The sequence below is a fragment of the Streptomyces sp. NPDC051207 genome, from assembly GCF_040682395.1.
Taxonomy (GTDB): Bacteria; Actinomycetota; Actinomycetes; order Streptomycetales; family Streptomycetaceae; genus Streptomyces.
The window spans coordinates 1-14,839 of the sequence record NZ_JBFBAX010000027.1 but is presented as its reverse complement, the minus strand read 5'-3'; the positions used below and the strand labels follow the sequence as shown (position 1 = coordinate 14,839).

Genomic DNA, 14,839 nt, shown 5'->3' with positions numbered 1-14,839 from the left:
GCGGCGGTGACGACGGTCCTTGCCCGCCGCCGGGTCCTTCACAGCGCCCGGAGCGCCCCCGTTCGCGGGGGCGCTCCGGGCTGATCCCCCCGGGCATGCGCGCCGTGACGAACCCCGGCAAGCTGGAGTGCGTACGACGCCGGCCGGTGGCGGTGGTCACCGTCTTCGAGGACTGCCCGGTCCCGGTCGGCGCAGGGCGCTCCCGGCCGGGGGCGCCCCGGCGTCCGAAGGGCTGAACAGCATGACCACGATCCTGGTGACCGGTGGCACCGGAACCCTTGGCCGGCAGGTGACCGAGCGGTTGCGCGCGGACGGGCACGAGGTGCGCGTCCTCAGCCGGCACTCCCAGCCGTACGCCGTCGATCTGCGGGAAGGGGGCAGCGGGCTGGACGCGGCCGTGGCGGGCGTCGACACGATCGTCCACTGCGCGAGCAGCCCCCGCGGCGGGGACGAGGAGGCGGCCGGGCACCTGCTGGCGGCGGCGCGGCGGGCGGGCGTGGGCCACCTGGTCTACATCTCGATCGTCGGCGTCGACCGGGTGCCGTTCGGCTACTACCGGACCAAGGCGGCCGTCGAGAAGCTGGTCGAGGAGTCCGGCCTGGGCTGGACGGTGCTGCGCGCCACCCAGTTCCACGATCTGCTCGCCCAGCTGTTCGGCGTGCTGTCCAAGCCGCCGGTCATGATGCTGCCGGCCGGGGTGAGCGACCAGCCCGTGGACGTCAGGGAGGTCGCCGGGCGGCTCGCCGAGCTGGCCCTGGGCGAACCGGCCGGGCGGGTGGACGACATGGGCGGGCCCGAGGTGCGGACCTTCGAGTCGCTGGCCCGCGCCTACCTCGCGGCGACCGGGCGGCGCCGGGCCGTGGTGAACGTCCCCCTGGCGGGCCGGGCCTACCGCGCCTTCCGCGCGGGCGGCCACCTCACGCCGGAGCGGGCGGTGGGCAAGGGGACGTTCGAGGAACACCTGGCGGCACGGTTCGGCGCCCGGGGACGCGGCTGAGCGGCACGGCGGCCCGCCGGGAGCCGCCGTTCACGGGTGCGGGGCCGTAGCGAACAGGGCGTCCTGGGCCAGGTCCCGGGACGTCAGCAGGGCGCCGCGCGACCCCGCTCCGTCGGCAGGGCACCCCGCGGAACCGCTCCGCCGCCCAAGGCCGCGGCCGAGCCGCGTGGCAGCCCGCCCGAAGCCCGCCGTGCGCGGCAGTCCTCCCGGAGCCACCGTTCACCGACGCGGCAGCCCACCCGGAACCCGCCGCGCGCGGCAGCCCGCCCGGGAACCCGCCGTTCACCGGCGCGGCGCCGTGGTGGGTCACCGCCGCGGCGCCGTGGCGAACAAGTCGTCCTGGGCCCGGTCCCGGGCCGTCAGCAGGGCGCCGCGCAGGACCGCTCCGCCGCCCAGGGTGCTCGCCCGTACCTCCGTGGGCAGCGGGGACATCCGGGTCAGGCGGGCCCGGACCCGCTCGGCGAGGGCTTCGCCGCCCGCGCGGCCCACCTCGCCGGCGAGCACCACGCAGCCGGGGTCCAGGACGGACACGACGGCGGCGGCGCCGAGCACGATCCGGTCGGCGAGGGTGTCGAGGAAGCGCGCGGCGGCCGGGTCCGCGCCGGCGCGCTCGACGGCCGCGCGGACCAGGGCCGCGGCGTGCGGTTCGTGCGGGGCGAGGTCCGCCGTGAGGCCGTGCCCGGCGGCGAGTGCCGCGACCGCCGCCGCGCCGGCCAGCGAGTGGAAGCCGCCGCCGCAGTCGGTGGCCGACGGCAGCCCGGCCGTCCCCGGTACCGGTAGGAAGCCGATCTCGCCCGCGCCGCCGGACGCGCCCCGGCGCAGCCTGCCGTCCAGGACGAGCGCGGCGCCGATGCCCATGTCCAGCCACAGCAGCACGAACGTGTTCCGGCCCCGGGCGGCGCCGTCGCGCTGCTCGGCCAGCGCCGCCAGGTTGGTCTCGTTCTCCACGCTCACGCGGGCCTCGGGGAGGCGTTCCTGGAGGGCGGCCACCAGGCGGCGGTGCCACTGGGGTAGGCCGGTGGAGTCGCGGAGTTCGCCGTCGGCCGGGTCGATCAGGCCGGGGGCGCCGATGCCGACGGTGTGCAGCCGGGCGGCGCCGGCCTCCTTGGCGACGCGTTCGACGAGGGCGACCGCCTGTTCCACGGCGGGCCCGGTCCCGGTGGCGGCGTCGATCGGCAGCGCCCCCTCGGCGAGGACCCGGCCGAGCAGGTCGCAGACGGCCACGGCGACGCCCTCGGTGCGCACGTCCAGGGCGGCGAGGTGGGCGCGGTCGGCGACGATGCCGTAGAGCTTCGCGTTGGGGCCGCGGCGCTGCTCGCCCGCCTCGCCGACCACGGTGATCAGGCCGGCGGCGGTCAGGCGTTCGACGAGGTCGGCGACGGACGGCCGGGACAGGCCGGTGAGCTGCTTGAGCTGCCCCGCCGTCAAGGGGCCCTCCTGCTGGAGCAGGCGCAGGGCGAGCCGGTCGTTGATGGCCCGGGCGGTGCTCGGGGATGCGGGCATGCCGGGATCCTTCCAGATGAGCGCCGGGGGCAGGCGGGGGCCGCCGAAACCCACTATCTATCAGGCAGGGTTCCTGATAGTTTACGGCGTCGGATGCGGGACGGTACACCAGGGAGGGGCCGGAGAATGAGCGACGTGGTCTACGGGCAGCGCGAGGTGAAGCGGGCGCGGTATGCCGTGGCCGCCGTGTTCGCCGCGCACGGCGCCGTCGCCGGGTCCTTCGCCACACGCGTGCCGTGGATCCAGGACCATGCCGGGGTCAGCGCGGGCCAGCTCGGCCTGGCGCTCGCCTTCCCGGCGCTCGGCGCGTCCGTGGCGATGCCGCTGGCGGGCGCCGTCAGTCACCGCTTCGGCGCCCGCAACGCACTGCGCGGACTGATGGCCCTGTGGACGCTGTCGCTGGTGCTGCCGTCCCTCGCGCCGAACCTGCTCACCCTGTGCCTGGCCCTGTTCACGTTCGGCGCCACGGCGGGCATGGCGGACGTGGCGATGAACGCCCTGGGGGTCGAGGTCGAGAACCGGCTCGACCGGTCGATCATGTCCGGGCTGCACGGCATGTGGAGCGCGGGCGCCCTGGCCGGCTCGGCGGCGGGCACGCTCGCCGCGCACCTGGGCTCCGACGCCCGGCTGCACCACCTGCTGGCGTCCGGCGTGCTGACGGTGCTCGGCGTGAGCGCGTGCGCGTGGGTGCTCGACCTCCAGCCGGCCGAGGACGAGGCCGCCCCGCCGCGCTTCGCGCTGCCGCCGAAGTCGGCCGTGCTGATCGGCGCGGTCGGGTTCTGCGCGGTGTTCGCGGAGGGCGCGAGCCTGGACTGGTCGGCGGTCTACCTGCGTGACCGGCTGGAGGCCTCCCCCGGCCTCGCGGCGGCGTGCACCACCGGCTTCACGCTCACCATGGCGGTGGCCCGGATCGCCGGCGACAGGATCGTGGACCGGTTCGGCGCGGTGCGCACGGTCCGGTCGGGCGGTGTCCTCGCCGTGCTCGGCGGGCTGCTCATCGTCCTGTCGGGGCATCCGGCGGCGGCGATGGCCGGCTTCGCGCTGATGGGGCTCGGCATCGCGGTGGTCGTGCCGCTGTGCTTCGCGGCGGCGGGCCGCAGCGGCCCCAGCCCCAGTCAGGCCATCGCGGGCGTCGCCACCATCACGTACACCTCGGGCCTGGTCGCGCCGGGCGCGATCGGCGGCCTGGCCGAGGCCACCAGCCTGGTGGTGTCGTTCGGGCTGGTGACGGTGCTGGCGTGCGGGCTCGTCGCGTTCGCGGGTGTGCTGCGCACCGCCGACCGCGACCGCCCGAAGATCAGCCTGCCGGACGCAGCAGTGCGCGACCGGCAGCTCTGAACTCCTCGCTCCAGGGCGCCGGGCGCAGCGTCCCGGCGTCCAGCCGGACCAGCACCCGGCTGCCGTGCGCGTAGGTCACGGCCCCGTCGGCCGAGCAGAACCGGAAGCCGTAGGTCAGGCCGGTGGTGCCGAGCCGCTCCAGCCAGAGGTGGACGGCGTAGGTGCCGGGCCTGGTGACCGAGGCCTCGTAGCTGACGCGGAGTTCCCTGACGGCGTTGCAGGCGTCGCCGGCCGCGGTCCAGTCGCCCTCGAAGCGGAAGCCGTGCTCCTGCCACAGCTCGGCCCAGGCCCGCTCGGCCAGCAGCGGGTAGCGGGCGTTGTGCAGGAGTCCGAGCGCGTCCAGGTCGTCGAAGTGGACGGTGACGGGAATCAGCCGTCCGTACGACAGGGCGGGGGCGGTCGGGGCTTCGGCGGTCACGGCGGTGCTCCTGGGACGTGTGGGGCGGGTGCTGAGGACACCGGTATGCGGTGCGCCGCCCATCCTAAGCGGACGCTCACGTGTGCGAATCACCGTTCGGCGCCCCGCACAATGGACCGGACCTGCACGTACGACGAAAGCGACACCCGACATGGATCTCGGCGTCCGCTGGAAACTGCACGGCGACGGACGCTCTCCGGCGCCCGGGGCGGTGGTCCGCCCCGACGAGCGGCTCTCCTGGCCGCGCACGGTGGGGCTCGGCGCCCAGCACGTGGTGGCCATGTTCGGCGCGAGCTTCGTGGCGCCGGTCCTGATGGGCCTGGACCCGAACCTCGCCATCATGATGTCGGGCGTGGCGACCGTCGTGTTCCTGCTGGCGACGCGCGGCAGGGTGCCGAGCTACCTCGGCTGCTCGCTGTCCTTCGTCGGCGTGGCCGCGGTGATCCGCGCCCAGGGCGGCACGAGCGCCACGGTGACCGGCGCGGTCTTCGTGGTCGGCGTGGCGCTGTTCCTGGTGGGGCTCGCCGTGCAGCGGTTCGGGGCGCGGGTCGTCCACGCCGTGATGCCGCCGGTGGTCACGGGCGCGGTGGTGATGCTGATCGGCTTCAACCTGGCGCCGGTGACGGCCTCGACGTACTGGCCGCAGGACCAGTGGACGGCCCTGCTGGTCATGCTGTTCACCGGCCTGGCCGTGGTGGGCCTGCGCGGCTTCTGGTCCCGGATCGCGATCTTCCTGGGCCTGGTCTTCGGGTACGGCGTCTCCTGGGTCTTCGACCGGGTCTTCGGCAGGATCCACTCGGCGGACGCCGGCGGCAGGGTCACCGACCACTGGCGGCTCGACCTGTCCGCGGTGGGCCGGGCCGACTGGATCGGGCTGCCCGACCTGCACGGCCCGTCCTTCCAGTGGTCGGCGGTCCTCGTCGCGCTGCCCGTCGTCATCGCCCTCGTCGCCGAGAACGCCGGGCACGTCAAGGCGGTCGGCGAGATGACCGGCGACAAACTGGACGACAGGCTCGGCACGGCGATCTCCGCCGACGGCGTCGGCTCCATGCTGTCCACCGCGCTGGGCGGCCCGCCGAACACCACGTACTCCGAGAACATCGGCGTGATGGCCGCGACCCGCGTCTACTCGACGGCCGCCTACTGGACCGCCGCCGGTTTCGCGCTGCTGTTCGGCCTGTGCCCGAAGTTCGGCGCGGTCGTCGCCGCGATCCCCGGCGGGGTGCTCGGCGGCATCACGGTCATCCTGTACGGCATGATCGGCCTGCTCGGCGCGCAGATCTGGATCAACGCCGGGGTCGACCTGCGCAACCCGCTCAACCTGGTGCCGGCCGCGGCGGGCATCATCATCGGCGTCGGCAACGTCACGATGGAGTTCACCGACACCTTCTCGCTGAGCGGCATCGCGCTCGGCACGATCGTCGTCATCACCGGCCACCACGCCCTGCGCGCCTTCGCCCCGGCCCACCTCAAGACGCAGGAGCCCCTGCTGGACGAGGGCACGTCGTCCTACGACGAGGACGCCCGGCGGGCCCGTACGTAGAGCTGCCGCGGACCCTCCGCCGTGGCGGGCGCGTTCCCCCGTTCCGGGGAAGCGGCGCGCCCGCCGCCACCGCGCCCGCCCGGAAGCTGCGACTCTGCCCCCATGGCGCCCAGCGAACAACCCACCGCCGTCGTGGACACCGCCGGCACGGTCGGCTCCCGGATGCGCGCCCTCGACGCGGCCCTGCCCGCCCGCGACGGCATCGCCGTCTTCAACCGTGTCTACCTCGCCGTCAGGGAGGCCGCCGGCCGGCACATCGGCGCCGGGCTGTTCCCGGACGCGCGGGCCGCGGCGCCGCTGGACGTGCGGTGCGCCGAGCGCTATCTGGACGCGGTCGACGCGGCTGCGCGAGGCCGCCGCCCGCCGGCCTGCTGGCGGCCCCTGCTGCAGTTCCGCCGCCATCCCGGCGTACGGGCCCCGCAGTTCGCGCTCGCGGGCCTCCACGCGCACATCGGTCACGACCTCGCGCTCGCCGTGGTGGACGCCTGCCGGGCGCTCGGCTGCGAACCGGCCGACCTGGAGGACGAGTTCGACCGGGTGGGCGACCTCCTCGTGGCGCTGGAGGAACGCATCCGCGAGGATCTGATGCCGGGTCCCGACGTGCTCCGGATCGCCGATCCGCTCACGCACCTGCTCGGCTCCTGGAGCCTGGAGCGGGCCCGGGACGCCACCTGGTCGGCGGCCCGGGCCCTGTGGGCGCTGCGGGAAGTGCCCGATGTCGCCGAGGAGTTCACCGAGCGGCTGGACGCGGCGGCGGGCCTCGCCGGCCGCATGATGCTCACGCCGCTGCCGGACTGAACCCGCCGCCTCGGCGTCAGTCCTCGGGGAGTTCCACGGGCGCGATCTCGTCGTACACGTCGCCCGGGCCCGGGTTGGACGGGTCGGTGGCGCCGCCGAGGTGGTGCATGACGCCCCACACCGCGTTCAGAGCGGTCTGCACGGCGCCCTCGGCCCAGCCGGCCGTCCAGGAGATGTCGTCGCCGGCCAGGAAGACGCCCCGCTTGTCCTCGGGCAGCCGGTCCTGCATGAAGTGCGTGAACAGGCGCCGCTGGTAGCGGTAGTGGCCGGGCAGGTTGGCCTTGAACGCGCCCATGAAGTAGGGCTCGTTCTCCCAGGACACGGTCACCGGGCTGCCGATGATGTGCTTCCTGATGTCGACCTTCGGGTAGATCTCGCCGAGCGACTTCAGCATGACCTCCATCCGCTCGTTCGCGGACAGCGGCAGCCACTTCAGGCTGTCGTCGCACCAGGTGTAGGACAGGCAGATCACGGCGGGCCGGTCCGGCCCGTTGTCGAGCAGGTAGGTGCCGCGGGTCATGCGGTCGGTGAGCGTCATCGACATGACGTCCCGGCCGGTCTCCTCGTCCTTGTCCAGCCAGAACGGCCGGTCGACGGGCACGAACAGCTTGCTCGACTCCATGTAGTGGGTGCGCTCGATGGCGGTCCAGTGGTCGATCGGGAAGAGCGAGTCGTCGCACTGGATCTTCGACAGCAGCATCCAGGACTGCGCGGTGAAGATCGCCGCCCGGTAGGTGCGGATGTCGCCGTTCGCGTCGGTCACCGTGATGCGGTTGCCGGCGGTGCGGTGCAGCCGGGTCACGGCCGGGCGGGGCTCGCCGTCCACGTGCAGGGACTTCAGCGAGGTGCCGTAGGGCCAGTGCACGATCTTCTCCGGCTCGCGCTCCCACAGCCGCAGCGGCAGCTGCTGGGAGCCGCCGACGATGCCGCGGTGGTGGTCGTCGGCCTCGGTGTAGACGACGCGCAGGATCTCCAGGATGGAGTTCGGGAAGTCGGTGTCCCAGCCGCCGGTGCCGAAGCCGACCTGGCCGAAGATCTCGCGGTGCCGGAAGGACGTGAAGGCCTCCGACTCGCACAGGAAGCCGTAGAAGGTCTGGTTGTCGAGCTTCTCGACGAGCCTGGCCCAGATCTCGCGGATGCGCGGCACGTCCCGCTCGCGCATGGCGCGGTTCATGTCGGAGAAGTCGGCGCCCTCTTCGAGGCACCTGTTCCAGGCGGCGGCGACGTCCCGGTAGACCTGCGGCAGGTCCTCGATGGTCTTCGCGTAGTGCGACTCGCCCTTCAGGTCCACGACCGTCGAGGGCGTCGTCTCGGCGAGCGGGTTCGGGAACGGGCGGGTCTCCAGGCCGACGAGGTCGATGTAGTGCTGGAGGGCGGTGGAGGACGGCGGGAAGCGCATCGCGCCCATCTCGGCGGTCAGCGACGGGTCGCAGCCGTCGAAGCCCACCGTCCGCAGCCGTCCGCCGATCTGGTCGGCCTCGTACACGACGGGCTTGAGGCCCATCTTCATCAGCTCGTACGCGGCGACGATGCCGGACAGGCCGCCGCCGATCACCGCGACCTCGGTGCCGAGCTCGGTCGCGGGTATCTGGCCGAGGCCCGCCGGGTGGGCGAGGAAGTCGTCGTACGCGTACGGGAAGTCCGGGCCGAACATGGTGATCGGCGGCTGCTGCTCGTCGGCGTGCTCGACGGCGTTGGGCACCGTGGACGTCATGGGGTACGGACTCCTTGCGGGGAAAGCTACGGGGGAGGGCTTCGGGTGCTGCGGTTCAGGTGAGAGACCCGTACAGGCCGGGGCGGCGGTCCTTCAGGTACGGGTTCGCCTCGCGGGAGGCGGCGAGGAGGACGGGATCGACGTCGGCGAGGACGAGTTCCTCGGCGCGCCCGGCCCGCGCGCGGGCGACCCCGTCGGGACCGGCCAGCGTGGACAGCCCGACGAACTCGAACTCGCCCTCCCGGCCGACCCGGTTGACGTACGCGACGTACATCTGGTTCTCGAAGGCGCGCACCGGCACGACGGACTCGGCGACGAACTGGTACGGGTGCAGCTGCGCCGTCGGCACCAGCAGCAGGTCGGTGCCGGCCAGGGCGTGGGCGCGGACGTTCTCCGGGAACTCCACGTCGTAGCAGATCATCAGGCCGACGGTGAGGCCGTTCAGCCGGGCCTGGACGACCGGCCGGTCGCCGGGCGTGAAGTGGTCGCGCTCGAAGCAGCCGTAGAGGTGGGTCTTGCGGTAGTTGGCCAGGCGCGTGCCGTCGGCGGAGATCAGCTGCGCCGCGTTGTAGACGGTCCCGCCGTCGCGCTCCGGGTAGCCGTAGGCGACCGCGACACCGTGCCGGGCGGCGATCTCGGCGACGGCGTCGGCGCAGTCGCCGTCGGCGGGCTCGGCGAGACGGGCGATGCCGTCGCCGATCGCGTACCCGGTGAGGAACAGCTCCGGCGCCACCAGCAGTCCGGCCCGCGCGGCGGCGGCACGCTCGGCGGCCTCGTCGAGGACCTTCAGGTTCCCGACGGTCGAGCCGGGTCGTCCGGAACTCTGGAGCAGGGCGGTGCGCATGCGTGTTCCTCACCGGGTACGCGGGGGATTCAGGGGCCAGATAGACGGTACGGTCGGCGCGCGCGGGCGGACAAGGCGGAGCCGTTGCGCGCCGACGCGCCGATCATTGCGTCCGTGCCGGGGTGGACGGCGATTCGTTGCGCGTCTCCGCGCGGGCCTTGCCGCGCCGGGTGCGCAGGCCTCTCGCGGTGGCCGCCAGGACCGCCGCGGTGAGCAGGTAGGGCACCGCGCCCCACACGAAGGCGGTGCCGTGCGAGGTCCCGGCCGCGACGGCCGCGTACGGCAGGTACACGGCGATCGTGGCCACCTCGGTGCCGAGCCCGGCGACCGAGGTCAGGGTGGCGCGGCGGGCGTCGCCGACCCGCTCCTGGAGCCGGGCGTCGGCCAGCACGGTCGCCAGCTGGAAGCCGCCGAAGGCGACGCCCACCAGGACCAGGGCGGCCGGCGTGCCCAGGGCGGCTCCGGCGGCGAGGGCGAGCGCGGCGCACGCGAGCAGCCCGGCGAGACCGGCCCTGCCGAGGCGTTCGGCGGGTCCGGCCAGCAGGCCGCCGGCCGTGGCGCCGGTCCAGATCAGCAGGAGCAGACAGGGCACGGTCTCGTCGGCGACGCCCGTGTCCCGCACGAGCAGCGGCGTGTACTCGTCGAGCGCGCCCCAGACGGCGGCGACGGCCGGGACCAGCAGGAGCGCGCCCCGCACCCGCCGGTCGCCGCGCGCCTCGGCGAGACCGGCGCGCAGGGTCGCCACCCAGCCGTCGTCACCGCCGTCGTCGTCGGCCGGGGTGCGGTGCTCGGGGAAGCGGGTCGCGGTGGCCGCGGCGAGCAGGCAGGCCAGTACGCTCGCCGCGCCGACCAGCGGGTAGCCGCCCAGCGCGAACAGCGGGCCGCCCAGCGCCATCGAGGCCATCACGCCGATCTGGCCGGCGGCCCGGGCCCGGCCCATGACGCGGGCGTACCGGCCGGCCTCGCCGAGCCGGTCCAGCTCCTCGTGGACCAGTGCCTCCAGCGCGCCCGAGCCGAGCGCGCCGCCCGCGCCCCACAGCACGAAGCCGAGCGCGAACGCCCCGTACGACGGGACCAGCACCCACAGGGCGAAGCCCGCGGCGGTCAGCAGCGGGCCGAGGCACAGCAGCAGCCGGCGGGAGCAGGCGTCGGCCCAGGCGCCGGAGGGGACCTCCAGCAGCAGGCCGGTGACCGACCACAGGGCGAAGAGGGTCGAGATCTGCCACAGGGGCAGCCCGGTGTCGCTGAACAGCAGCGCGTACACCGGGTAGAGCAGGACGAGGTCGTCCAGGAACGAGTAGCCGTACAGCGTGGCCGTGAGCCGCCGGGCTCCGGTGCCGGGCACACGCGCAGGTGAGAGTGTCATGGGGCCTTCCCGCAGGGACTTGTCGGACGCCGGTGGTCGGGCGTCCGGGGCGGCCCTCGGGAGGCACGGCCGGTGGATCAATGTCGCCAGGTCATGACACGAGGCTAGACGGGCGGGCGGGGATCGGCCAGCCCTTTTGCGGGGCGGGGAGCGCTGCGTGGGCGGGCCCTTTCGCCGCCGGGCGCCGTGACGCAGGCGGGCCCTTCCGCCGGCCGGCACCCCTACGTCGGCGACCCCGACGAGAAGCGCCGCAGCAACGGCGACAGCACGAGCACCGACTTGGTGCGCTCCACGAACGGCTCCCCCGCGATGCGCTCCAGGACCCGCTCGAAGTGCCGCATGTCGGAGGCGAAGACCTGGGCGACCGCGTCGGCGTCGCCGGTCACGGTGGAGGCGGCCACGACCTCCTGGTAGCGCTCCAGGCCCCGCTGGATGGTCTCCGGCGAGGTGTTGCTGCGGCAGTAGATCTCGACGAACCCCTCGGTCTCCCAGCCGAGGGCCGCCGGGTCGACCCGCACGGTGAAGCCGGTGATCGCCCCGGTGGCCCGCAGCCTGTCCACGCGCCGCTTCACGGCGGGCGCGGACAGGCCGACCTGTTGCCCGATGTCCGCGTAGGAGCGGCGGGCGTCCTCGGCGAGGGCGTGCACGATGCGTTCGTCGAGATCGTTCAGCACGGTGGGTGGTTCACTTCTCCGATGGCGCGAGCGGTGCGGCCAGCCGCGAGCGGCGATAGCCGTACACGAAGTACACCACGAGCCCGACGGCCATCCAGACACCGAAGACCACCCAGGTGACGCTGTCCAGGCTGCCCATCATCCAGACGCAGAAGGCGAGGCCCAGCGCCGGCAGGACCGGCGACAGCGGTACGCGGAAGGTGCGGGGCATCTCGGGACGCTTCCGGCGCAGCACCACGACGGCGATGTTGACCAGCGCGAAGGCGAAGAGGGTGCCGATGCTGGTGGCGTCGGCGAGCCGGCCGAGCGGCACGGCGGCGGCCAGGACACCGCAGAACAGCGACACGATGAGGGTGTTGGCGCGGGGCGCGCCGGTGCGCGGGTGGACCTTGGCGAACACCTTGGGCACCAGGCCGTCGCGGGACATGGCGAACAGGATGCGGGTCTGGCCGTACAGGACGGTCAGGACGACGCTGGCGATGGCGACGACGGCGCAGAACGCGAGCAGGGTGCCCCAGAAGCTCTGGCCGGTGACCTCGCGCATGATCTGGGCGAGTCCCGCCTCGCTGCCCTCGAAGCGCTGCCAGGGCTTGGCGCCGACGGCGACCGCCGCGACCAGCACGTACAGGGCGGTGACGATGACGAGGGACAGCATGATCGCGCGGGGCAGGTCGCGCTGCGCGTTCTTGGCCTCCTCACCGGCGGTGGAGGCGGCGTCGAAGCCGATGTACGAGAAGAACAGGGTGGCCCCGGCCGCGCTGACGCCGGCCATGCCGAGCGGCATGAAGTTCTCGTAGTTGCCGGAGCGGAAGCCCTGGACGCCGATGGCGCAGAACAGCACCAGCGCGCCGATCTTCACGACGACCATGACGGTGTTGGCGCGGGCGGACTCGCGGGCGCCGCCGAGCAGGAACGCCATGGCGAGCACGACGACGATCAGCGCGGGCAGGTTGAACAGGCCGCCGTCGCCGGGCGGCGCGGACAGCGCGGCGGGGATGGTGACGCCGATCGTGCCGTCGAGCAGTTCGTTGAGGTACTCGCCCCAGCCGACGGCGACGGCCGCGACCGAGACGCCGTACTCCAGGATCAGGCACCAGCCGCACACCCAGGCGATCAGCTCGCCCATCGTTGCGTACGCATACGAGTAGGAGGATCCGGAGACGGGGATGGTGCCCGCGAGTTCGGCGTAGGACAGTGCCGAGAACAGGGCCGTGAGACCGGCGATGACGAAGGACAGCGTCACGGCGGGCCCGGCCTTGGGAACCGCCTCGCCGAGGACGACGAAGATGCCGGTGCCGAGGGTGGCACCGATGCTGATCATGGTCAGCTGCCACAGGCCGAGGGAGCGGCGCAGGCTTCCTCCCTCGCCCTGGCCGCCCTCCGCGACCAGGCGTTCCACGGGCTTGCGGCGCATGAGGCGCCCGGCGACGCCCGGAGGCGGTGGGGCGGCCTGGGGGCTGTGGTGCGGTGGTGCGCCTTGGTCGAGCACGCGCTGACTCCTTGATCGCTGCCGGTCGAGGTGGCGGGGACCGGCGGCGACCCCGCGGATGCGGGGACCCACCGAGCGGGTCCTCGCCACGCCACGTACAGCGCAGAACCCTACGAGGGGGGCGTTGCCTCTGTAATGCAGCAACCTTGCGCGTCTCCGCAAGATCGTTGCGTTCCTCGGGCGGTGGCGGGCGTTCGTTGCGCGAGGGCTTACGACCGTTGCACAAGGGGCCGTCGGGAGGGTGAACGGCGGCGATTCGGGTCTCGCCCGGCCGCCTCGCGCGGGCGGGTGCGCCGGCGTCCCGTCGCAGCTCACCGGGCCTGCCGCGGGCCACTTCCGGGAGCCCCGGAGCACGGCCCCGCGCATGCCGAGGGCCCCCGGCCGTCCCGTGGCGGGACGGCCGGGGGCCCGGTGACGTGCGGGGTCAGTTCCAGCTGGCGTGCAGCGGCTTGCCCTCGGCGTATCCGGCGGCGCTCTGGATGCCGACGATGGCCTTCTCGGCGAACTCCTCCAGGCTCGCGGCACCGGCGTAGGTGCAGGAGGAGCGGACGCCCGCGATGATCGAGTCGATCAGGTCCTCGACGCCGGGGCGGTCCGGGTCGAGGAACATGCGGGAGGTGGAGATGCCCTCCTCGAACAGCGACTTGCGGGCCCGGTCGTAGGCCGACTCCTCGCTGGTGCGGTTGCGCACCGCGCGCGCGGACGCCATGCCGAACGACTCCTTGTAGAGGCGGCCGTTGGCGTCCTGCTGGAGGTCACCGGGCGACTCGTAGGTGCCGGCGAACCAGGATCCGATCATCACGTTGGACGCGCCGGCCGCGAGCGCCATCGCCACGTCGCGCGGGTGGCGGACGCCGCCGTCGGCCCACACGTGCTTGCCGTACTTCTTCGCCTCCGCGGCGCACTCCAGCACGGCGGAGAACTGCGGGCGGCCCACGCCGGTCATCATGCGCGTGGTGCACATGGCGCCCGGTCCGACGCCGACCTTGATGATGTCGGCGCCCGCCTCGATGAGGTCGCGCACGCCCTCGGCGGACACGATGTTGCCCGCGACGACCGGCACCCGCGGGTCGAGGTCGCGCACCAGCTTGACGGCGCTGATCATCGACTCCTGGTGGCCGTGCGCGGTGTCGATGACGAGCGTGTCGACGCCCGCGGCCAGCAGCTGCTCGGCCTTGCCCGCCACGTCGCCGTTGATGCCGACGGCGGCGGCGATGCGCAGCCGGCCCCGCGCGTCGACGGCCGGGGTGTAGAGCGTGGCGCGCAGTGCGCCCTTGCGGGTGAGGATGCCGGCGAGACGGCCGCCCGCGTCGACCGCGGGCGCGTAGCGGCGGTTGGCCGCGTCGAGGGTGTTGAAGGCCTCGCGCGGGTCCATGTCCGCGTCGATCAGCAGCAGGTCCTTGGACATGACCACTTCGAGCTGGGTGAAGCGGTCCACGCCGGACAGGTCGGTGTCGGTGACGACGCCGATGGGCCGCTGCTCCTCGTCCACGACGACACCGGCGTTGTGCGCGCGCTTGGGCAGCAGGGAGAGCGCGTCGGCGACGGTCTGGTGGGGGGCCAGCACGATCGGGGTGTCCAGCACCAGGTGGCGGCTCTTGACCCAGGACACGACGTCGGTGACGACCTCGATGGGGATGTCCTGCGGGATGACGACCAGTCCGCCGCGCCGGGCGACCGTCTCGGCCATGCGGCGGCCCGCGATGGCGGTCATGTTGGCGACGACCAGCGGGATCGTGGTCCCCGTCCCGTCCGGGGAGGAGAGGTCCACGCCCTGCCGCGACCCGACCGCGGAGCGGCTCGGCACCATGAAGACGTCGTCGTACGTCAGGTCGTAGGCGGGCCGGATGTCATTGAGGAAACGCACGTGCTGCACATCCCAGTCGATCAGAGGTGGCCCCCGGACAGGTCAGCCAGGGGGAAGAGCACGTACTTCATTGTCCCATGACGACCGGAACGCGTGGGCCTGGCTCATCGTCCAGGCAGGTCAGGGGTGCTCTAGGAGGAAACTCCAAGAGCCGGCGGCACCGTGCGGCCGGCCGCCTCGGCGAGCAGGCGGGCGGATCCGTGAGCGTCCGTGGGGCGACCGCGGCGGCGCCGACATCGAGGTCCCCTGGGGCGACGGGCGCCTGTGCTACGGCTCCGTCGAGGTCAC

Annotated in this window: 13 protein-coding genes; 5 read left to right on the top strand and 8 right to left on the bottom strand. The window is 73.7% G+C overall.

Annotation, left to right across the window (positions count from 1 at the left end; all coding sequences use genetic code 11):
- The first annotated feature begins 95 nt into the window (after positions 1-95).
- Together AB0M97_RS23785 and AB0M97_RS23780 are read left to right on the top strand one after the other, a co-directional pair.
- Positions 96-236, top strand: a complete 141-nt coding sequence (locus tag AB0M97_RS23785; protein ID WP_365962972.1) for a hypothetical protein — start codon at positions 96-98, stop codon at positions 234-236.
- Between the two features lie 5 nt (positions 237-241).
- The gene (locus tag AB0M97_RS23780) at positions 242-997 is read left to right on the top strand and encodes an NAD(P)H-binding protein (protein WP_365962971.1); all 756 of its coding nucleotides are present in this window, start codon (positions 242-244) and stop codon (positions 995-997) included.
- 306 nt (positions 998-1,303) lie between these two features.
- Here the strand turns inward: AB0M97_RS23780 and AB0M97_RS23775 are convergent, their stop codons facing one another.
- Positions 1,304-2,500, bottom strand: a complete 1,197-nt coding sequence (locus tag AB0M97_RS23775; protein ID WP_365962970.1) for an ROK family transcriptional regulator — start codon at positions 2,498-2,500, stop codon at positions 1,304-1,306.
- A gap of 126 nt (positions 2,501-2,626) precedes the next feature.
- Here AB0M97_RS23775 and AB0M97_RS23770 point away from each other — a divergent pair, with 126 nt between their 5' ends.
- Entirely contained in the window at positions 2,627-3,838 is a 1,212-nt protein-coding gene (locus AB0M97_RS23770) for an MFS transporter (protein WP_365962969.1), read from the top strand.
- On the opposite strand, the gene AB0M97_RS23765 is transcribed toward AB0M97_RS23770, so the two are convergent.
- Positions 3,798-4,256, bottom strand: a complete 459-nt coding sequence (locus AB0M97_RS23765) for a thioesterase family protein (protein ID WP_365962967.1) — start codon at positions 4,254-4,256, stop codon at positions 3,798-3,800. The two genes, AB0M97_RS23770 and AB0M97_RS23765, sit on opposite strands and share 41 nt — an antisense overlap.
- A 151-nt stretch (positions 4,257-4,407) precedes the next feature.
- On the opposite strand from AB0M97_RS23765, the gene AB0M97_RS23760 reads away from it, so the two are divergent.
- Both AB0M97_RS23760 and AB0M97_RS23755 read left to right on the top strand, forming a co-directional pair.
- Positions 4,408-5,799 carry a solute carrier family 23 protein gene (locus tag AB0M97_RS23760; protein WP_365962966.1) on the top strand — a complete coding sequence of 464 codons (1,392 nt, stop codon included), beginning with the start codon at positions 4,408-4,410 and terminating at the stop codon, positions 5,797-5,799.
- A 102-nt stretch (positions 5,800-5,901) separates the two neighbouring features.
- On the top strand, positions 5,902-6,597 hold the full coding sequence (locus AB0M97_RS23755) for a DUF5995 family protein (protein WP_365962965.1): 696 nt from the start codon (positions 5,902-5,904) through the stop codon (positions 6,595-6,597).
- A gap of 16 nt (positions 6,598-6,613) precedes the next feature.
- Here the strand turns inward: AB0M97_RS23755 and AB0M97_RS23750 are convergent, their stop codons facing one another.
- From AB0M97_RS23750 to AB0M97_RS23725, 6 genes are all read right to left on the bottom strand, one after another.
- Complete coding sequence (locus AB0M97_RS23750) at positions 6,614-8,311, bottom strand: NAD(P)/FAD-dependent oxidoreductase (RefSeq protein ID WP_365962964.1); 1,698 nt, start codon at positions 8,309-8,311, stop codon at positions 6,614-6,616.
- 55 nt (positions 8,312-8,366) lie between these two features.
- Positions 8,367-9,155, bottom strand: coding sequence for a carbon-nitrogen hydrolase family protein (locus AB0M97_RS23745; protein WP_365962962.1), 789 nt, complete (start codon positions 9,153-9,155; stop codon positions 8,367-8,369).
- A 103-nt stretch (positions 9,156-9,258) separates the two neighbouring features.
- Complete coding sequence (locus tag AB0M97_RS23740; RefSeq protein WP_365962960.1) at positions 9,259-10,521, bottom strand: MFS transporter; 1,263 nt, start codon at positions 10,519-10,521, stop codon at positions 9,259-9,261.
- Between the two features lie 221 nt (positions 10,522-10,742).
- On the bottom strand, positions 10,743-11,195 hold the full coding sequence (locus AB0M97_RS23735; RefSeq protein WP_365962959.1) for an Lrp/AsnC family transcriptional regulator: 453 nt from the start codon (positions 11,193-11,195) through the stop codon (positions 10,743-10,745).
- 10 nt (positions 11,196-11,205) lie between these two features.
- Positions 11,206-12,684, bottom strand: coding sequence for an amino acid permease (locus AB0M97_RS23730; protein WP_365962957.1), 1,479 nt, complete (start codon positions 12,682-12,684; stop codon positions 11,206-11,208).
- A 424-nt stretch (positions 12,685-13,108) separates the two neighbouring features.
- On the bottom strand, positions 13,109-14,551 hold the full coding sequence (locus AB0M97_RS23725) for a GuaB1 family IMP dehydrogenase-related protein (protein WP_365962956.1): 1,443 nt from the start codon (positions 14,549-14,551) through the stop codon (positions 13,109-13,111).
- Between the last annotated feature and the right edge of the window lie 288 nt (positions 14,552-14,839).

What these genes read in the sequence shown, in the direction of transcription:
- AB0M97_RS23740 (WP_365962960.1), bottom strand. Translation starts at nt 10,521, where the DNA reads ATGACACTCTCACCTGCGCGTGTGCCCGGCACCGGAGCCCGGCGGCTC.
- AB0M97_RS23760 (WP_365962966.1), top strand. Translation starts at nt 4,408, where the DNA reads ATGGATCTCGGCGTCCGCTGGAAACTGCACGGCGACGGACGCTCTCCG.
- AB0M97_RS23770 (WP_365962969.1), top strand. Translation starts at nt 2,627, where the DNA reads ATGAGCGACGTGGTCTACGGGCAGCGCGAGGTGAAGCGGGCGCGGTAT.
- AB0M97_RS23775 (WP_365962970.1), bottom strand. Translation starts at nt 2,500, where the DNA reads ATGCCCGCATCCCCGAGCACCGCCCGGGCCATCAACGACCGGCTCGCC.
- AB0M97_RS23780 (WP_365962971.1), top strand. Translation starts at nt 242, where the DNA reads ATGACCACGATCCTGGTGACCGGTGGCACCGGAACCCTTGGCCGGCAG.
- AB0M97_RS23755 (WP_365962965.1), top strand. Translation starts at nt 5,902, where the DNA reads ATGGCGCCCAGCGAACAACCCACCGCCGTCGTGGACACCGCCGGCACG.
- AB0M97_RS23785 (WP_365962972.1), top strand. Translation starts at nt 96, where the DNA reads ATGCGCGCCGTGACGAACCCCGGCAAGCTGGAGTGCGTACGACGCCGG.
- AB0M97_RS23750 (WP_365962964.1), bottom strand. Translation starts at nt 8,311, where the DNA reads ATGACGTCCACGGTGCCCAACGCCGTCGAGCACGCCGACGAGCAGCAG.
- AB0M97_RS23745 (WP_365962962.1), bottom strand. Translation starts at nt 9,155, where the DNA reads ATGCGCACCGCCCTGCTCCAGAGTTCCGGACGACCCGGCTCGACCGTC.